Source organism: Terasakiella pusilla DSM 6293 (genome assembly GCF_000688235.1).
Lineage (GTDB): Bacteria > Pseudomonadota > Alphaproteobacteria > Rhodospirillales > Terasakiellaceae > Terasakiella > Terasakiella pusilla.
On sequence record NZ_JHYO01000028.1, the window covers coordinates 1 to 17314 of the forward strand.

Annotated in this window: 16 protein-coding genes; 11 read left to right on the top strand and 5 right to left on the bottom strand. The window is 51.8% G+C overall.

Annotation, left to right across the window (positions count from 1 at the left end):
* Window positions 1-201, top strand: a 201-nt coding sequence (locus Q397_RS23005; RefSeq protein ID WP_038012863.1) for a transposase, incomplete at its 5' end; no start/stop codon positions are given.
* 123 nt (window positions 202-324) lie between these two features.
* On the opposite strand, the gene Q397_RS23010 is transcribed toward Q397_RS23005, so the two are convergent.
* Both Q397_RS23010 and ettA read right to left on the bottom strand, forming a co-directional pair.
* Entirely contained in the window at window positions 325-1137 is an 813-nt protein-coding gene (locus Q397_RS23010; RefSeq protein ID WP_038014403.1) for a class I SAM-dependent methyltransferase, read from the bottom strand.
* Window positions 1138-1242: 105 nt separating this feature from the next.
* Window positions 1243-2925: an energy-dependent translational throttle protein EttA gene (gene ettA / locus Q397_RS0116140; RefSeq protein WP_028880299.1), complete on the bottom strand. Its 1683-nt coding sequence runs from the start codon at window positions 2923-2925 to the stop codon at window positions 1243-1245.
* A gap of 222 nt (window positions 2926-3147) precedes the next feature.
* Between ettA and Q397_RS0116145 the strand changes: the two genes are divergently transcribed.
* The 5 genes from Q397_RS0116145 (at window position 3148) to Q397_RS25050 (ending at window position 7717) form a co-directional block, all read left to right on the top strand.
* Complete coding sequence (locus tag Q397_RS0116145) at window positions 3148-4080, top strand: hypothetical protein (RefSeq protein WP_028880300.1); 933 nt, start codon at window positions 3148-3150, stop codon at window positions 4078-4080.
* 95 nt (window positions 4081-4175) lie between these two features.
* Entirely contained in the window at window positions 4176-4547 is a 372-nt protein-coding gene (locus tag Q397_RS0116150; RefSeq protein ID WP_028880301.1) for a response regulator transcription factor, read from the top strand.
* 6 nt (window positions 4548-4553) lie between these two features.
* Window positions 4554-6695 carry a 3'-5' exonuclease gene (locus tag Q397_RS23015; protein ID WP_051610178.1) on the top strand — a complete coding sequence of 714 codons (2142 nt, stop codon included), beginning with the start codon at window positions 4554-4556 and terminating at the stop codon, window positions 6693-6695.
* A gap of 14 nt (window positions 6696-6709) precedes the next feature.
* Window positions 6710-7498: a metallophosphoesterase gene (locus tag Q397_RS0116160; protein WP_028880302.1), complete on the top strand. Its 789-nt coding sequence runs from the start codon at window positions 6710-6712 to the stop codon at window positions 7496-7498.
* A gap of 42 nt (window positions 7499-7540) precedes the next feature.
* Window positions 7541-7717 carry a hypothetical protein gene (locus Q397_RS25050; RefSeq protein WP_156950752.1) on the top strand — a complete coding sequence of 59 codons (177 nt, stop codon included), beginning with the start codon at window positions 7541-7543 and terminating at the stop codon, window positions 7715-7717.
* A 7-nt stretch (window positions 7718-7724) separates the two neighbouring features.
* On the opposite strand, the gene Q397_RS0116170 is transcribed toward Q397_RS25050, so the two are convergent.
* Genes Q397_RS0116170 through fsa form a run of 3 tightly spaced genes read right to left on the bottom strand, consistent with a single transcriptional unit; the run spans window position 7725 to window position 10105 of the window.
* Entirely contained in the window at window positions 7725-8702 is a 978-nt protein-coding gene (locus Q397_RS0116170) for a tyrosine recombinase XerC (protein WP_084149092.1), read from the bottom strand.
* A 1-nt stretch (window position 8703) separates the two neighbouring features.
* Window positions 8704-9399, bottom strand: coding sequence for a DUF484 family protein (locus Q397_RS0116175; RefSeq protein WP_051610180.1), 696 nt, complete (start codon window positions 9397-9399; stop codon window positions 8704-8706).
* A gap of 49 nt (window positions 9400-9448) precedes the next feature.
* On the bottom strand, window positions 9449-10105 hold the full coding sequence (fsa, locus tag Q397_RS0116180) for a fructose-6-phosphate aldolase (protein ID WP_028880305.1): 657 nt from the start codon (window positions 10103-10105) through the stop codon (window positions 9449-9451).
* Window positions 10106-10316: 211 nt separating this feature from the next.
* Between fsa and Q397_RS0116185 the strand changes: the two genes are divergently transcribed.
* The 5 genes from Q397_RS0116185 (at window position 10317) to atpD (ending at window position 17307) form a co-directional block, all read left to right on the top strand.
* A complete protein-coding gene (locus Q397_RS0116185; RefSeq protein WP_240475093.1) occupies window positions 10317-12506 on the top strand; it encodes a primosomal protein N' in 2190 nt (729 codons plus the stop codon).
* Between the two features lie 312 nt (window positions 12507-12818).
* Window positions 12819-13379: a F0F1 ATP synthase subunit delta gene (locus Q397_RS0116195; protein WP_028880307.1), complete on the top strand. Its 561-nt coding sequence runs from the start codon at window positions 12819-12821 to the stop codon at window positions 13377-13379.
* Window positions 13379-14911, top strand: a complete 1533-nt coding sequence (gene atpA, locus Q397_RS0116200; RefSeq protein ID WP_028880308.1) for a F0F1 ATP synthase subunit alpha — start codon at window positions 13379-13381, stop codon at window positions 14909-14911. The genes Q397_RS0116195 and atpA overlap by 1 nt, the downstream gene beginning before the upstream one ends.
* Before the next feature lie 34 nt (window positions 14912-14945).
* Window positions 14946-15842, top strand: a complete 897-nt coding sequence (locus Q397_RS0116205; RefSeq protein WP_028880309.1) for a F0F1 ATP synthase subunit gamma — start codon at window positions 14946-14948, stop codon at window positions 15840-15842.
* A gap of 40 nt (window positions 15843-15882) precedes the next feature.
* Window positions 15883-17307, top strand: a complete 1425-nt coding sequence (gene atpD, locus Q397_RS0116210; protein WP_028880310.1) for a F0F1 ATP synthase subunit beta — start codon at window positions 15883-15885, stop codon at window positions 17305-17307.
* The last annotated feature ends 7 nt before the right edge of the window (window positions 17308-17314 follow it).

Consider the following 17314-nt stretch of genomic DNA (forward strand, 5'->3'; position numbering starts at 1 on the left):
AAGGAAACTGTGGAACGCAGTTTTGCTGATGCCAAACAACTACATGGGCACCGCTATGCCCGTCTGAGAGGCCTGACTAAAGTGAAAGAGCAATGCTTGATGGCAGCCACCGCCCAAAACATCAAGAAAATCGCCCTCATCTTAGCCCGTCTCAGGTTTTTATGGCGATATTTACCCACTGGAACGCCCACATATGCCTGAAAATGAAGCAGTGGAGCAACCTGCTTAAAGAAATGTCCAACAGAACAAAAAAACACAACCTTATAGAAAATAACAAACCCCGCCAAAATTGACGGGGTTTGTCAGAGATCTGAGGCACCTCATTTAAGGTGCCTTTTTTCGCATGACCAAGGTAAAACTCATCGGAAAACCAAATCCAGACTCTTCGACATTTTTCCATATGTTTGACACATGCAACGGAAGCTCCTCAATAAATTCAAGGTCCAGCCCGTTGTTGATCCCTGCCATCAAAATATCGCTCAGGGTATACGAAAAAGTTGTCGCAGGTTTGGCTTCATATTTCTCCCCACGATAATAGTCCAACCCTTCAGTTTCCACATAGGGGTCTTTATCAAAATAAGACAACTCCCACACGATTGGTTTATTTCCCTCGTCGGGTTGAACCATATTCAGGAGGGGATGTTGTTCAAACATAAATAGACATCCGCCGGGTTTTAACAGCCTTGCCACAACCTTGAAAAACATCTCAAGATCCGGCATCCATGAAATCACACCATTTGTAATCGTTACAATGTCAAACTTGCGGGTATATTTTTCATCAATTTCATAAATGTCCGTGCAAACAAATTCCACATCCAAACCTGCGGCTTGGGCAAGCTCATTTCCTTGATTTATAAAGCCTTGCGCGCCATCAAACCCAACACAGCGCCCAGCCCCCATATTCTTTACAGAAATTAACTCACGGCCATTGTTGCAGCAAACCTGAGCAACATCCTTGCCCACCACATTCAGCGCCTCAAGTCGTTCTTTTTCAACATCAATGAGGCATGAATAACCGGCCTGACGCACCTCTTCTAACAAGGTCGCCTGATTTTCCTTACCATGGATAGGTGCAACCTCCTCCCATGCCTGGCGGTTTGCCGATGTAATTTCTTTAACACTTTTCGAGATAGTCATAATCACTCTCCCTTTTCTTATACCAAGGCTTATCAGCCACCCTATATCTCAATAAAAAAGGCGACCCTTAAGGCCGCCTTTTTGTCTGTCCGTCATCAAGATGACTTAGTTACGAGTCAACGGCTTGAACTTGATGCGGTGCGGTTGGTCTGCATCGGCACCCAAGCGACGTTTACGGTCAGCTTCGTAATCTTCGTAGTTCCCTTCGAACCAGACGACTTCGGAGTTGCCTTCGAACGCGAGGATGTGTGTTGCGATACGGTCAAGGAACCAGCGATCGTGTGAGATCACCACAGCACAGCCGGCGAAGTTCTCGATCGCTTCTTCCAGCGCGCGCAATGTATCCACGTCCAGATCGTTTGTCGGTTCGTCAAGCAGCAGAACGTTTGCTTCTTCTTTCAACATTTTGGCGAGGTGAACACGGTTACGTTCCCCCCCAGACAGTTGACCCACATTCTTCTGCTGATCACCGCCTTTGAAGTTGAAGCGAGATACATAGGCACGGCTTTGGATTTCGCCATTACCAAGTGCAATCATGTCCAGACCGTCAGAGATTTCATCCCACACAGTCTTATTGTCGTCCAAGCTGTCACGGCTTTGGTCAATGTAGCCCAGCTTAACGGTTTCACCGACGGTGAATGTCCCGCTATCCGGTTCTTCCTGACCTGTGATCATACGGAACAGGGTTGTCTTACCCGCGCCGTTCGGGCCGATGATCCCGACAACACCACCCGCAGGCAGGTTGAATTCAAGGTTTTCATACAACAGCTTGTCTTCAAAGCCTTTGGAGACGCCTTCAGCTTTGATAACCACATTCCCCAGACGCGGCCCCGGCGGGATAACGATCTGTGCGTTGGAGATCTGCTGTTTGATATCCTGATTAAGCAGCTCTTCGTAAGAATTGATACGGGCTTTCTGCTTGGCCTGACGCGCTTTCGGGGACTGCTTGATCCACTCCATCTCGTGGGCAAGGGTCTTCTGACGGTTGGCTTCTTCTTTGGATTCCTGTTCCAGACGCTTCTGCTTCTGTTCCAGCCACTGAGAATAGTTGCCTTCGTAAGGGATAGCTTTACCGCGATCCAATTCAAGGATCCAGCCCGCAACGTTATCAAGGAAGTAACGGTCGTGGGTAACGGCTACAACAGTCCCCGGATAATCTTCAAGGAAGCGTTCCAGCCATGCAACAGATTCCGCATCCAAATGGTTGGTCGGTTCGTCAAGCAGCAGCAGGTCTGGTTTTTCCAGCAAAAGCTTACACAGTGCGACACGGCGTTTCTCACCACCGGACAGCTTATCAACCGCCCAGTCACCCGGTGGGCAACGCAGTGCGTCCATCGCGATCTCGATCGTGCGCTCGATCTCCCAACCGTTTGCAGCGTCGATCTTTTCCTGCAACTCGCCCTGTTCTGCCAACAACGCGTTCATTTCGTCATCGTCCATGGGTTCCATGAACTTGTTGCTGATTTCGTTAAAACGGTCCAGATCGCGCTTGGTATCGCCCAGCGCTTCAATGACGTTTTCGGCAACGGTTTTGCTTTCATCCAGTTGCGGCTCCTGCGGGAGGTAGCCCACTTTGGCGCCGTCAGCGGCCCAAGCTTCACCGTTATAATCCTCGTCCAGACCCGCCATGATTTTCATCAAGGTGGATTTACCTGTCCCGTTGTGCCCCAAAACGCCGATCTTCGCGCCCGGCAGGAACGAGAGATAGACATTCTCGACAACCTTCTTGCCACCGGGATAGACCTTGGAGAGGTCTTTCATGACATATACGTACTGATATGAGGCCATTTAATGAAATCCTTTTAAATTGAAACCTGCTCATAGAGCGACAGGACAACTGCCGCCTAAAATTTCCAACCTTTTAACATATCTTTTTGCAATTAACACCCTTTAAACAAAAGCAAGCTTTGGGCCTTGTAGATCAACCTGACAGCAATTATCTAGAAACATGAGTGTACATCCGTCACTTTTTTCCACAAAACCGAATAGAGCTGAAAGGTGATCTGCGCAGTGCTGAATTTTAAACGAGTTTTCTGTACCCTGATGGTATTCTTCTGTTCCTTCAGTGCGCCTCCGTCCCAAGCCTACAACACCGAATTTTCTACCTATAGCGAAAGGCTGACCCGTCACCTGATCACCGCTATGCGCAAGATGTACGCGGACGATACAATTAACATCGAAGCCTGCTCGACCTGCTACAATCACTTACAGGATCGGCACTTTTATCAGCGCACCCGAGACGTAGACTTTCAGGTTGATGCTTTTTTACGCATGATCGGGATCAATACAGGTGATCTGAAACCACTGGAGATCAGGCCCTACACCAAACAGGATGTAACCGCCGCACTGATCGCCCTGCACGATAAGTTTGAAAAGTTCGCCCTCGACACCCGAATGATTGATCCCAGCAGTAAAGACCTCAACCGTAAAACGGTCGCAGAAAACAGAAAACACACCTTTAATCCCCTAACTTCCTTGGACCGGATAGAGCTTCTTTTATCCGAACTGGGCAGTCCCTCTATTCAACCCAACACGGTCTTACATCGCGCCCGCCTGATGAGCGAACTGGTCAAACGGCTTTGTGATAACGGTCCGTGTAAATCCGTCCCCCACCAGCTCTCCTCTCCGGTCAGCGTCAAGCGTCCTGTCCATGTCTTTACCGAAGTGAATCTCTTGATTATTGAGATGAACGCCTATGTTGAAAAACATCAGCTTACCGCTGTAAACGGCGTTGCCAACGTCAAGGCGCGTGGCAATGTTATCACCCCGGCCGAGGTCTATCGTTTAGCAGGGGTTGCGATGGCGGATCTCGTCGCCATCAACTACGCCAAGTTCGGCACCTCCGATGCCTATGTCGGCCAAATCCCGCCTGCCGCCAACCCCACCGAAGTTTGGCGCGAGGTCAATTACGCCAAACGCCTATTAAAAGCCGTATTGCAATAAAGCTGTCTCTATTGCCAGTAGCCCCGAATAATAATAGTATAAGGAAAAAGGAAGATAAAAAATAATGTTACAGGCTCAGGAGGCTCCACAAGATCATGACAAAATCCGTCTTGGTCGTCGACGACGAACCAAATATCGTTCTTTCGCTTGAATTTTTGATGTCACAAGCCGGCTATGAGGTCCGCGTTGCCCGCGATGGCAACGCTGCTTTAGAAGCGGTGGTGGAAAAAACACCGGACCTGATCCTGCTGGATCTCATGATCCCCGGGCGCGATGGGTATGATGTCTGTCAGACCCTACGCCGCTCGGAAGAATGGGCCAGCATTCCCATCATCATGCTGACCGCCAAAGGCCGTGAAGTAGAAAAAGAAAAAGGTCTGGCCCTGGGGGCGAATGACTATGTCACAAAGCCCTTTTCCACAAGCGAGCTGACCAAGCGGGTCAAAGAACTATTGGGTGATCTATAACTCTCCATGCTGAAACGCATTTCAAAACTCAGCCTGCGTCTTAGAACGTTTCTGTTCTTTCTCTTTCTAGGGCTCTGCGTCCCCCTTATCATCGCAGGCGGGTTCTTTCTCGCTTATGGGCATATTCTGGCGCACAATGATCCGGCAAGCAGCCTGTTTCTGTTTGGGGCGGCGACCTCCGCAGCCCTGATCGGCTGCATTGTTGCCATTGCCCTGTTGTTTGACATCAATGTCGCCAGTCCCATCCAAGGGCTCATCCGCGATATCCAGACCATCCTGCACGGTAACGCCAGCCATAAGGTCGAACTGGATAGCGGCAAATATCTTGCCCACCTGCCGGAAACTGTCCACGACCTTGCCCGCCAGTATCGTCGCCAGCGCATTGAAGTAACCCAAGCCATCAATGCCGCCACATTAGAAACGCAGGAACAAAAAAAGACCCTCGAAGCCGTCCTCAAGGACCTGCATCAAGGAGTCATTATTTGCAACCTCAACAATCAGGTGCTGCTTTATAACCAAAAGGCTTTGTCCCTGCTGCATGTCAGTGGTGATATCGGCTTGATGCGGTCCCTGTTTCGCGTGATTGACAGCCCCCCGATCCTGCATTCCCTGCGCCGGCTGCGCAATCGCTTGGCGGAAGATCGCTTTCAGGATCACCCGGACGGCATGAGCACCTCTTTCGTCTGCGCCACCCTTGATGGGCGCTACACCTTGGAAGCGCGCATGACCATTGTGCTCAATGAGATTGAGCGCACACCGGAAAGCTACATCCTCACCTTTGAAGATGCGACGGAGGAACTCAACGCTCTGGGCAAGCGTGACCATTTGTTGCGTGAGGCCACGGAAGGATTGCGCCAACCAGTCGCCAACCTGCGTGCGGCATCGGAAATGCTGGAAAATGCAGATAATATTGATCCAGATATGCGTGATCGCTTCCAATCCGTCCTCGTCGCCGAAAGCCACAAGCTGTCGAAAAAACTCGACGAACTGGCCCAAGAATATCACGGCCTTGCCACGACCCATTGGCCCATGGCGGATATTTATTCAGCCAACCTCCTCTCTCTCGTGACCCTGAAACTGCAAGATCAGGACAAATTTACTGTTGTCATGACAGGTATCCCGACATGGCTGCATGGGGATAGCCATTCCCTGTTGTTGGCGCTGGATCAACTGTTGCACCGCATCCATGACGCAAACGGGGTCACAAAGTTTGATATCCAAGCCAGTCATCAAAACGGCAAGGTCCATATTGACCTTATATGGGAAGGCCAGCCCCTTTCCTCCAGCAAGATCGATAGTTGGCTCAATGTCCCCCTCACCGATTCCATTGGCGGCATGTCTTTGCGCGATATCTTTGAACATCATCGCTGCGAGATCTGGAGCGAACAGCTTGACCATCAACACTCCCGCCTGCGCTTGCCTATGCTGGCGTCTCATCGCCCCACCGCCGATCACACCAGCGAGCAATTGCCGTCCAGACCGGAATTTTATGATTTCAACCTGCTCAGCAATCCCAACGAACAGTTCGCTGAACTTGCCGACCGCCCCCTATCCGACCTCCCCTTTGTGGTCTTTGATACGGAGACAACGGGCCTGAAACCGTCGGCGGGGGACGAGATCATCGCCATTGCGGGCGTGCGTGTCCTAAAGGGGCGAATTTTGACGGGTGAATCGTTTGCCCGTATCGTCAACCCGAAACGCAGCATCCCCAAAAGCTCCATCAAGTTTCACGGGATCACCGATGAAATGGTCAAGGACAAGCCACCAGCCCAGATCGTCCTGCCGCAATTTCATGACTTTGCAAAAGAATCCGTACTGGTCGCGCATAATGCCGCCTTTGACATGAAGTTCCTGAAAATGAAAGAGGATGATTGTGCCGTGCGCTTTGATCATCCGGTGCTGGATACACTGCTTTTGTCCGTCTTCCTTCATGATCACACAACGGCCCATGGCTTGAACGATATCGCCAAACGCTTTGGCATTGAGATCGAGGGACGCCACACCGCCATTGGTGATGCGCTTGTCACCGCAGGCATCTTCCAACGCATGATCCCCATGTTGAAAGCACGCGGTATTCATACCCTTGGCGATGCGATTACAGCCTGTCAGAAAATTGTCGAAGTCCGCGCTCAGCAAGCTGACTTTTAAAAAGGCCGCAAGTCATGGATATTATACGCACCCCTGTCCCTGTTCTTGGCTGTCCCGAAGATGGCGTGGCACTGGTTGCCATTGGTGATGTGCATGGGCATTTTGGCATGTTGCAAAAAATCATCGCCACCGCCAAAAAGACCCTACCCAAATCCGCGAAAGAGATCGTCTTTGTCTTGCTGGGCGACCTTATTGACCGCGGCGATGCAGCGATTGAGATTATCGATCTGATCCGCGAAGGGATTGAAGACTGGCGGGTCATCCCCATTCTGGGGAATCATGAGCAATTGTTGCTCCGTGTGCTTCATGCTCCTGACGATGATTACCGCCATCACTGGGCCTTATGGCGCGGCAACGGTGGACAAAACACCCTTGAAAACCTGCAAATCAAACTCCCGCCCCTTGCCGACACCGACGTACCAGATCATCGCCGCGCCTTTGAAAAGGCCTTAGGCCAAGATCGCATCGCCGTTTTAAACGCCATGCCCAGCCATTACAAAAGCGGCAATATCCTGTGTGTTCATACCGGGGTCGACCCGACCCTTTCCCTTGAGGAAAATTTCGCCAAAGACAAACTGTCCAACGCGCCGGATCATTGGGCATGGATCCGTGAAGGGTTCTTGGATCATGACGGCACATATCCAGACAACTGTTTCATCGTCCACGGCCATACGGTCTTGCCCGGCCCCACGCTTGCCCCCCATCGCATCGGGCTGGACACCGGTGCTTGTGTCTTTGGCGTGTTAAGCGGGGCGACCTTCTTCAAGGGGGAAATGACGGTCTTTCAAGTCACCGCTGATTAAGGTACAAACCTTCGGGAAAAGAAATATAAGGGAGCTTCAACAATGCGATATCTTGCCTGGGTCATTATGGCCGCTGTCTTTCTGGTCACCTTCTTACTGACTCAAGACTTGTTGATGTCTTTTGCGGCTGAACTGGTCGCCGTTTTTGTCATGCTGATCTTCGGCAAGCAATTCTTCTTTGGGGATCAAACCAACGAAGACTTGAAAAAAGACGACTAATCCTACATCAGGCCCTTGGATGGGCCTTGTTATATTCCGTGCTGATTTTTTCTGCATCCACGGCGGTGTAACGTTGGGTCGTGGAAAGCGAGGCATGGCCCAACAATTCCTGAATGGTGCGCAAATCCCCGCCGCCTGCCAACAGGTGTGTTGCGAAACTGTGGCGCAGCGCGTGCGGCGTCGCATTTTCCGGCAGGTTTAACAAGGGGCGCAATTTGCGAATTTGCCGCTGGATCACACCGGGATCAAGGGCTTTACCGCGCGCCCCGACAAATAACGGGTCGGTCTTATTCAGCTTAAACGGACAGGCTTCCTGATAGGATTTGATCGCTTCAATCACTAAAGGCAGGACAGGCACCATCCGTTCCTTGCGGCCCTTACCGACCACCCGCATCACATCTTCGGTGGGTGCATCGCGCTGTTGCAGGCTTAACGCCTCCCCAATCCGCAAGCCGCAGCCATATAACAGGGTCAGTACCGCCGCGTCGCGTTTCGCAACCCAGCCCATGCCCCGGCTTTCATGCCAGCTCCCGTCACTCAAGGCTTCAATCGCTTGCAGGGAAACCACGGCTTCCTGCTGGCTTAGGGCTTTGGGGACAGACTGTTTTTGCCGTGGGGTGCGCACAGCCGCCAAGGCCGGATTTTGCACCAGCCCCTGACGATCCAGATATTTAAAGAAATTGCGCAAGGTCGACATTTGCCGATTGATGGAACTGCGCGCGATCCCGGCTTCTGTGCGATCCGCCAAAAAACCGCGAAAATCAGCGGTGGTGAATCCTTTTAAATCTTCCACACCCGCGGGATAGCCCAACAGGTTTTGACTAAAGCTAAAAAAGGCAGAGAGATCGCGCAAATACGCATCAAGCGTATGCTTGGAGGCACGACGCTCACTTTCCAGCCAGCGTCGCCAGTTGACAATGGCCTCTTTCAAGGCCGGTTCGCACTCAAACGTAATGCGATCTAGGCCATCAGAGGAGACCGCCATGTCACGCGCTCGTTTCTTCCTGTTCCAGCCATTTTTCGACCAGAATTTCCGCAACCCGTGCCATAAAGGTGATCAGTTCGGTCCCTTGCTGGGGATGGAAGGTGTTGGCATCACGCGAGCCGAGGATCAACAGACCCGCAGGCATCGCTTCACTTGGATAGAGCCGCGCAATCGCAACGGACTGCACCAGATCACGCGCCGCCCCAAACAGGTCATCACCGGGGGCCACATCTGCGATCAGTTGCACGTCATCATCCCCCAAGCGTTTTTGAATTTCCCCACTCGGCAGTAAGACCGGCATCCCATCTGCGGAAATGTCGATGGCCTCCACCGCGCCTTCAAGGGCAACGCAGGCCATGTCGATATCCAGCAGGATCGGCACTTCATCCTGAATGATGCCGATAAATTCATCCAAAGTGCGCGCTTCCATCATCGCCAGCACCGCTTCGTGGGTGGCCAGTTGGACGGACATATTGGATCGGGAATTATCGACCAAGACATCCTGCTTGGCACGCAGGCGCCTTAGGGCTTCATGCTGCAAATCCACAACATGATCCCCGCTATAGCGCTTGGGTAGTTCAAGCACTTCCAGCAAAGACGGATGGTGCACAAAAAAATCTGGATTTTTTTGCAAGTAGGCCTTCACCGACTGAACATCCATATCCGGTGAAAATTTAATATCCGATTCTGAGGTCATGCCTGAACCCTTTGTCTTTCGTCGTCGTCTTAATCGTAAGTGTAGCAGATTACAGGATGCTTTGCCCGGTTTTCGCCCAATCGGCCTCAAACGCTGCCAAACCCTTGTCTGTCAACGGATGATTAAACAGCTGCCACAGCGCCTTTGCCGGAACAGTTGCCACATCAGCACTCGCTTGCGCAGCCTGCACCACATGCAGCGGCCCACGGATGGACGCTGCCAGCACTTCGGTTTGCAGATCAGGGTAGTTGGCGTAAATCTCAACGATATCTTCAATCAAGCTCATGCCATCTTGGCCCAGATCGTCCAGACGACCAATAAACGGGGACACAAACGCCGCACCCGCTTTTGCCGCCAACAACGCTTGAGCAGCCGAGAACACCAGCGTCACATTGACCTGACAACCATCGTCCGCCAAATGCTTACAGGTTTTGATGCCGTCGCGGGTCATCGGCACTTTAATCGCCACGTTATCTGCGATTTTACGCAAGACCGCAGCTTCTTTCATCATGGTTTCAAAATCCGGCGCGGTGACTTCGGCACTGACCGGACCGTCCACGATTTTGCAAATCTCCGCGACCACTTCCAAGAAGGGACGACCGGACTTTGCGATCAGAGACGGGTTTGTTGTCACCCCATCCAGAAGGCCGACATCGGCAAGTTCTTTAATTTCTGTCACATCTGCAGTATCGACGAAAAACTTCATTTGAGTTCCCTTCCATTATCCTGTTTATACCTGTTTGCCGTTTTATCGCGCTTGGGTAAAGACTTTATGACAGAAAATCAAAAAAGGCCCTCTAAATCTAAAAAATTCCCCTCTTTAACATTTGCGCGGTTCCGGTTATGACTTATTTATATATACGTCATTCTTCTCAAGACGAGGGGAAGAAATCAAACAGAATTTATCGCAGGTTCCCTTGTCCCTTTTTGCCGATCAGGAAAAACGCATCAGCGTCCTTCTCCCCCTGCCGTTAAGCGGGGTGTATGACTATGCCTGCCCACCGGGAATGGTGCTGAACGAAGGCGATTTCGTCAATGTTCCCCTTGGCCCGCGCGAACGGATCGGCGTTGTCTGGTCCCTGACGCCCGAAAATCCGGACCTGCCCTTTTCCAAACTCAAGCCCGTCCTTGAAAAACTGGATCAACCGCCCCTGCCTGAACCGTCACGCAAATTCGTTGACTGGGTTGCCAAATATACGCTGCAACCCCAAGGCCTGATCCTCAAGATGGTCATGAGTGTCCCCGGTGCCCTCAAGGACCCTGCCCCCAAAGTCGCCTATATAAAGAGTACGGCACCGAATGATCTGAAAATGACCAAGGCCCGCCAACGTGTCCTTGAATTTATGGACGGCATGCCGCCGCTTGGGGCCACGGATATTGCGCGTGAAGCTGGCGTGGGAACCTCCGTTGTCAAAGGCCTTGCTGAGGCACGCGCCCTTGAGGTCGTCCACGTCCATGACGCCAGCCCTTTTGCCGAGCCTGACTTCCAAAAATCCGGCTTCGCGCTCGCCGACCAACAACAAAACGCTGCCGATGATCTGGTTGAAAAAACCGAGAGCGCGTCCTTTAGCGTCACCCTGCTGGACGGCGTGCCGGGCTCTGGGAAAACCGAAGTCTATTTCGAAGCCATCGCCAAAGCGCTTTCGCTGAATAAACAAAGCCTTGTCCTGCTGCCGGAGATCGCCTTATCCTCCCAATGGCTGTCACGGTTTAAAAAGCGCTTTGGTGTGGAACCGGCCGTCTGGCATTCCGACATCGGGGCCGCCAAACGCAAACAGACCTGGCGCGCGATCATTCGCGGGCAAGTGAAAGTCGTGGTCGGGGCACGTTCCGCCCTGTTTCTACCCTACAAGGACTTGGGTCTGATTATTGTGGATGAGGAACATGACGCGTCTTTCAAGCAGGAAGAAGGCGTCATTTATAATGGACGTGACATGGCGGTCGTGCGCGGACAGATGGGCCATTGCCCCGTTGTGCTGGCGTCCGCCACCCCCTCTTTGGAAACCGCGATCAATAGTTGGGAAGGACGCTACGGCAATCTGCACATGCCGGCCCGTCACGCCAACGTCCCTCTCCCCATCGTGGAAACCATTGATTTGCGCCTTGATAAACCGGAACGCCAAAAATGGCTTTCCCCCGGCCTGGTCAATGCGATTAAAGAAACCGTGGCCCGCGGTGAACAGGTGATGCTGTACCTCAACCGTCGGGGCTATGCGCCCTTGACCCTTTGTCGCTCCTGTGGGCACCGCCTGCAATGCCCCAACTGTACAAGCTGGCTGGTGGAACATCGTAAAAAAGGCAAACTGCAATGCCACCATTGCGGCTATTTCACCCGCCCCCTTAAGACCTGTCCGAACTGTGAGTCAGAAGACAGTTTTGCCGCCTGTGGCCCCGGCGTTGAACGTCTGGCCGAAGAAGTCGCCCTGACTTTCCCCGAAATGCGCTATGTGGTCGCCGCCAGTGACACGGTCACCGGCCCCGCACAAGCCGCCGAAATGGTCAGGAAGATCGAAGATCATGAAGTGGATATCCTGATCGGCACCCAGATGGTTGCCAAGGGGTATCACTTCCCCATGCTGACGCTGGTCGGCGTGGTCGATGCCGACCTTGGCCTATCCGGAGGTGACTTGCGTGCCTCGGAGCGAACCTATCAGTTGCTCTATCAGGTGGCGGGCCGTGCAGGACGAGGCGATAAGCCCGGCACCGTGATGTTGCAGACCTTCATGCCGGACCATCCGGTGATGAAGGCGTTAAAATCAGGTCTACGCGATCGCTTCCTGCAAACCGAAGCCGAAGCGCGCAAAGGCGCAGGCATGCCACCTTTTGGGCGTTTGGCTGCCCTGATTGTGTCCGGTGAAGACGAAGTGCTGGTCGATGACGCCGCAAACGCCTTGGGGCGCAATGCCCCCCACGGTAAGGGAATTCTGGCTTTAGGACCGGCCCCGGCACCGTTGTCCATGATCCGCGGACGCCATCGTCGTCGATTGCTGTTAAAAACCGATAAAAAGATGCCCATACAGGCCATCGTCAAAGACTGGTTGGAACGAACAAATGTTGCGTCGAACGTGCGCGTTCAAGTGGATATCGACCCTTACAGCTTCCTTTAGGGCAATACGGTAATTGAACACCGCGATTCGCGTACAACATTCCTTCGAAAAATTTACCCCGATTCTCTCGTAAAAAGAGGGCTTAGCCCCTTTGTTTTGGTATGACCACAGCCCTTAAACAGCCTTATTTTCCTATGGTTTCACTAGATTTGCGCAACTGCGACATGGTGGCTTGCATCAACGGGTCAGGCTATGCTATGACAGCGCAACTCGTGAGCTTGCTGTTTTCGGCAATCAAATGAGTGAATTGTCGTTTGGGGACGTGCATCCGCATGTCCCTTCGGGTGGACCAGATGTCGAGGGCTGTCCCAGGTGGCTTCTAAAGCACAAGGTGCAAGCGGACTTGCCGGTCGTTATGCGAACGCTATTTTCGAATTGGCGTTAGAAAACGATGCGGTTGATCAAGTGGCTCAGGATCTTTCTGACCTCAGTGTAATGCTGGGCGAAAGTCAAGATCTCTCCAAACTTGTTCGTAGTCCTGTGATCGCACGCGTAGAACAAGGCCGCGCCATGACTGCTGTTATGGACGCTGCAAAAATTTCAGATCTCACGAAACGCTTTATCTCAGTGGTGGCACAAAACCGCCGCCTCTTTGAACTGGAAGGCATGATCAATGCATTCCAAGCGCTTCTTGCCAAGCACAAAGGCGAAGTTTCCGCAGAGGTAACTTCGGCTAAAGCGCTGACGCAAAAGCAAGTTGATTCGTTGACCGCTTCTTTAAAAGAAGCAATTGGCAGTGATGTCGCTGTTGAACAGAAGGTGGACCCTGCAGTACTTGGCGGTTTAGTCGTCAAGGTTGGCTCACGCATGGTGGATAGTACCCTGCGGACCAAACTGCAACATCTTCAACTCGCCATGAAAGGGGTTGGGTGATGGAAATCCGCGCCGCGGAAATTTCTGCGATCCTCAAAGATCAGATCGCTAATTTCGGGACTGAGGCTGATGTAGCCGAAGTCGGTCAAGTATTGTCTGTGGGTGATGGTATCGCTCGCGTACATGGTTTGGATAACGTTCAAGCAGGGGAAATGGTTGAATTCCCTGGCGGCTTGAAAGGTATGGCACTGAACTTGGAAACCGACAACGTCGGTATCGTTATTTTCGGTGACGACCGTCGCATCAAAGAAGGCGATACAGTCAAACGTACTGGCGCCATCGTAGAAGTGCCGGTTGGTAGAGGCCTGTTGGGTCGCGTTGTTGACGGTCTGGGTAACCCGATCGACGGCAAAGGCGCGCTGACAGACGTTACAAACCAGTTGATGGAAGTGAAAGCACCGGGCATCATCCCGCGTAAATCCGTTCACGAACCAGTACAAACTGGCTTGAAAGCTGTTGATAGCTTGATCCCGGTTGGTCGTGGCCAGCGTGAGTTGGTTATTGGTGACCGTCAAACAGGTAAAACGGCGATCCTTCTGGATACGATTTTGAACCAGAAAAACGTAAACGACAACGCCAAAGACGAAAGTGAAAAACTTTACTGCGTCTATGTTGCGGTTGGTCAGAAGCGTTCTACGGTTGCTCAGTTGGTTAAAGTTCTCGAAGAGAACAACGCTCTGGAATATTCCATCGTTGTTGCTGCGACAGCTTCTGAACCGGCTCCGATGCAGTTCCTTGCACCTTACTGTGGTGCGGCAATGGGTGAGTACTTCCGTGACAACGGCATGCACGCATTGATCTGTTATGATGACCTGTCCAAACAGGCCGTTGCTTACCGTCAGATGTCTCTGCTTCTGCGTCGTCCACCAGGTCGTGAAGCATATCCTGGTGACGTTTTCTATCTGCACTCCCGTCTGCTGGAACGTGCGGCGAAAATGTCTGACGAGCGTGGCGCTGGTTCTTTGACAGCTTTGCCTGTTATTGAAACACAAGGCGGTGACGTTTCTGCGTTTATTCCGACAAACGTGATCTCCATTACTGACGGTCAGATCTTCTTGGAAACTGAACTGTTCTACAAAGGTATCCGTCCTGCTGTAAACGTTGGTCTGTCTGTATCTCGTGTAGGTTCTGCCGCACAGATCAAAGCCATGAAACAGGTTGCGGGTTCCGTTAAGTTGGAACTGGCTCAGTATCGTGAAATGGCTGCCTTTGCTCAGTTCGCATCTGACCTTGATGCGTCTACGCAAAAGCTGTTGGCACGTGGTGAGCGTCTGACTGAGCTGCTGAAACAGCCTCAGTTCTCCCCGCTTCCGGTTGAAGAGCAAGTCGTTTCCATCTTCTCAGGTGTGAACGGTTATCTCGATGGCATCCCTGCTGGCGACGTAAACCGTTACGAAGCTTCCATGCTGAATGACATTCGCGCGAACGGTGCTGAAATTCTTTCCACAATCCGTGGCGAGAAGGCCCTCAGCGATGAGACCACCGAAAAACTGAAGAAGTACCTAGACGACTTCACCAAGTCTTTCGCTTAATCGTTTTCATCGTTGAAGAAGAGGATATAGGCATATGCCCAACCTCAAGGACCTAAAAATCAGGATCGACAGTGTCAAATCGACACAGAAGATCACTTCGGCCATGAAAATGGTGGCGGCAGCGAAACTCCGTAAGGCACAACTGTCTGCGGAGTCCGCCCGCCCCTATGCGGAGCGCATGGAAACAATGGTCGCGGCTTTGGCAAAAAGCTTCGATGGCGTTGACGGCGCACCGGAACTACTGGCTGGTAACGGCAAAGACGAAAAGCACCTTATCGTGCTGGTGTCTTCTGACCGTGGCTTGTGTGGTGGTTTCAACGCAAATATTGGTCGATTTGCCCGGAACAAAATTACCGAGCTGCGTGCAGCCGGTAAATCCGTAAAAGTCTTGTGTCTGGGGCGCAAAGGTCGTGATCAGGTTAGACGCGATTTCGGGGATGCTATCCTTGATACCGTAGAAGACCTGACCAAGAACGGTGCGCAGTACAACGACGCAAACAACCTCGCCCTTCGCATCCGTACGATGTATGAAGAAGGTGAGTTTGACGTTTGTACGGTGATATACAACAAGTTTATATCCGCCATTACACAGGAAGTAACGCCGCTTCAGGTTATTCCCTTTGCTGTTGCTCAAATCGAGGATACAGCCAAGGAAGCCCAGGATGATGAACTGAAAGCTTTGTACGAGTACGAGCCTTCTGAAGAAGAAATCCTGGAAGACCTGTTACCGCGGAACCTTTCGGTACAGATCTTCCGTGCCATGTTGGAAAGCTTTGCTTCCGAACAGGGCGCTCGTATGGCAGCTATGGATAACGCGACACGTAACGCTGGCGACATGATTAACAATCTGACGCTGACTTACAACCGCGCCCGTCAGGCCGCTATTACAAATGAACTGATCGAAATCATTTCCGGCGCAGAAGCGCTGTAACCGTTAGACGCAATTTATTGCGAAGTAGGAGTTTTTTGCGATGAGCAAAAATGTTGGTAAGGTAACTCAGGTACTGGGTGCGGTCGTGGACGTAAAGTTCGACGATACCCTTCCTGAAATCTTGTCCGCTCTGGAACTACAAAACCAGGGCAAACGTCTGGTGCTGGAAGTTTCCCAGCACTTGGGGGAAAATACAGTTCGTTGTATCGCGATGGACACAACTGACGGCCTCGTTCGTGGTCAGGAAGTTGTGGACACAGGTGCACCGATTTCTATTCCGGTTGGCCCGGAAACACTTGGTCGTATCGTAAACGTAATCGGTGAAGCCATCGACGAACGTGGCGAATTGAAAACATCCAAAGGTGTTCTGCCGATTCACCGTGAAGCACCGGCATTCATTGACCAGTCTACAGATTCTGAAATTCTCGAAACAGGCATTAAAGTTATCGACCTTCTCGCACCGTATGCGAAGGGTGGTAAAATTGGTCTGTTCGGTGGTGCAGGTGTAGGTAAAACCGTTCTTATCATGGAATTGATCAACAACATTGCGAAAGGTCACGGTGGTTTCTCCGTATTCGCGGGTGTTGGTGAGCGTACACGTGAAGGGAACGACCTTTACCACGAGATGATCGAATCCGGCGTTATCAAGCTTGACTCTGATGAGTCTAAAGCGGCGCTTGTATACGGTCAGATGAACGAACCACCGGGAGCGCGTGCACGTGTGGCCCTGACTGGTCTGACGATGGCGGAATATTTCCGTGATGAAGAAGGCCAAGACGTTCTGTTCTTCGTTGATAACATCTTCCGCTTTACACAAGCGGGTTCAGAAGTGTCCGCCCTATTGGGTCGTATTCCTTCTGCGGTAGGTTATCAGCCGACACTTGCAACAGAAATGGGTAACCTTCAGGAGCGTATTACCTCTACGAAAAAAGGTTCCATTACATCTGTACAAGCTATTTACGTTCCTGCGGATGACTTGACTGACCCGGCTCCGGCAACGTCATTCTCCCACTTGGATGCGACAACAGTTCTTAACCGTTCTATCGCCGAGCTTGGCATTTACCCGGCCGTGGATCCGCTGGATTCCACTTCCCGTGTACTTGAGCCGCGCGTTGTTGGTGAAGAGCACTACAAAGTTGCTCGTGAAGTTCAGCGTATTCTGCAAACATACAAATCTTTGCAAGACATCATCGCCATCCTTGGTATGGACGAACTGTCTGAAGAAGACAAAATGGTTGTGGCACGTGCTCGTAAGATCCAGCGTTTCCTTTCTCAGCCGTTCCACGTTGCGGAAGTATTCACAGGTTCACCGGGTAAATACGTGAAACTTGAAGACACAATCAAAGCCTTTACAGGCATCGTGGCTGGTGAATACGATCACCTGCCGGAAGCTGCTTTCTACATGGTTGGCGGCATCGACGAAGCTCTGGAAAAAGCTAAGAAAATGGCTGCTGAAGCCGCTTAATTTGACA

Coding starts and splice junctions, on each gene's coding strand:
- Q397_RS25050 (WP_156950752.1), top strand. CDS start 7,541: ATGCGATATCTTGCCTGGGTCATTATGGCCGCTGTCTTTCTGGTCACC.
- fsa (WP_028880305.1), bottom strand. CDS start 10,105: ATGAAGTTTTTCGTCGATACTGCAGATGTGACAGAAATTAAAGAACTT.
- Q397_RS0116150 (WP_028880301.1), top strand. CDS start 4,176: ATGACAAAATCCGTCTTGGTCGTCGACGACGAACCAAATATCGTTCTT.
- Q397_RS0116175 (WP_051610180.1), bottom strand. CDS start 9,399: ATGACCTCAGAATCGGATATTAAATTTTCACCGGATATGGATGTTCAG.
- Q397_RS23010 (WP_038014403.1), bottom strand. CDS start 1,137: ATGACTATCTCGAAAAGTGTTAAAGAAATTACATCGGCAAACCGCCAG.
- ettA (WP_028880299.1), bottom strand. CDS start 2,925: ATGGCCTCATATCAGTACGTATATGTCATGAAAGACCTCTCCAAGGTC.
- Q397_RS0116205 (WP_028880309.1), top strand. CDS start 14,946: ATGCCCAACCTCAAGGACCTAAAAATCAGGATCGACAGTGTCAAATCG.
- Q397_RS23015 (WP_051610178.1), top strand. CDS start 4,554: ATGCTGAAACGCATTTCAAAACTCAGCCTGCGTCTTAGAACGTTTCTG.
- atpA (WP_028880308.1), top strand. CDS start 13,379: ATGGAAATCCGCGCCGCGGAAATTTCTGCGATCCTCAAAGATCAGATC.
- Q397_RS0116160 (WP_028880302.1), top strand. CDS start 6,710: ATGGATATTATACGCACCCCTGTCCCTGTTCTTGGCTGTCCCGAAGAT.
- Q397_RS0116170 (WP_084149092.1), bottom strand. CDS start 8,702: ATGGCGGTCTCCTCTGATGGCCTAGATCGCATTACGTTTGAGTGCGAA.
- atpD (WP_028880310.1), top strand. CDS start 15,883: ATGAGCAAAAATGTTGGTAAGGTAACTCAGGTACTGGGTGCGGTCGTG.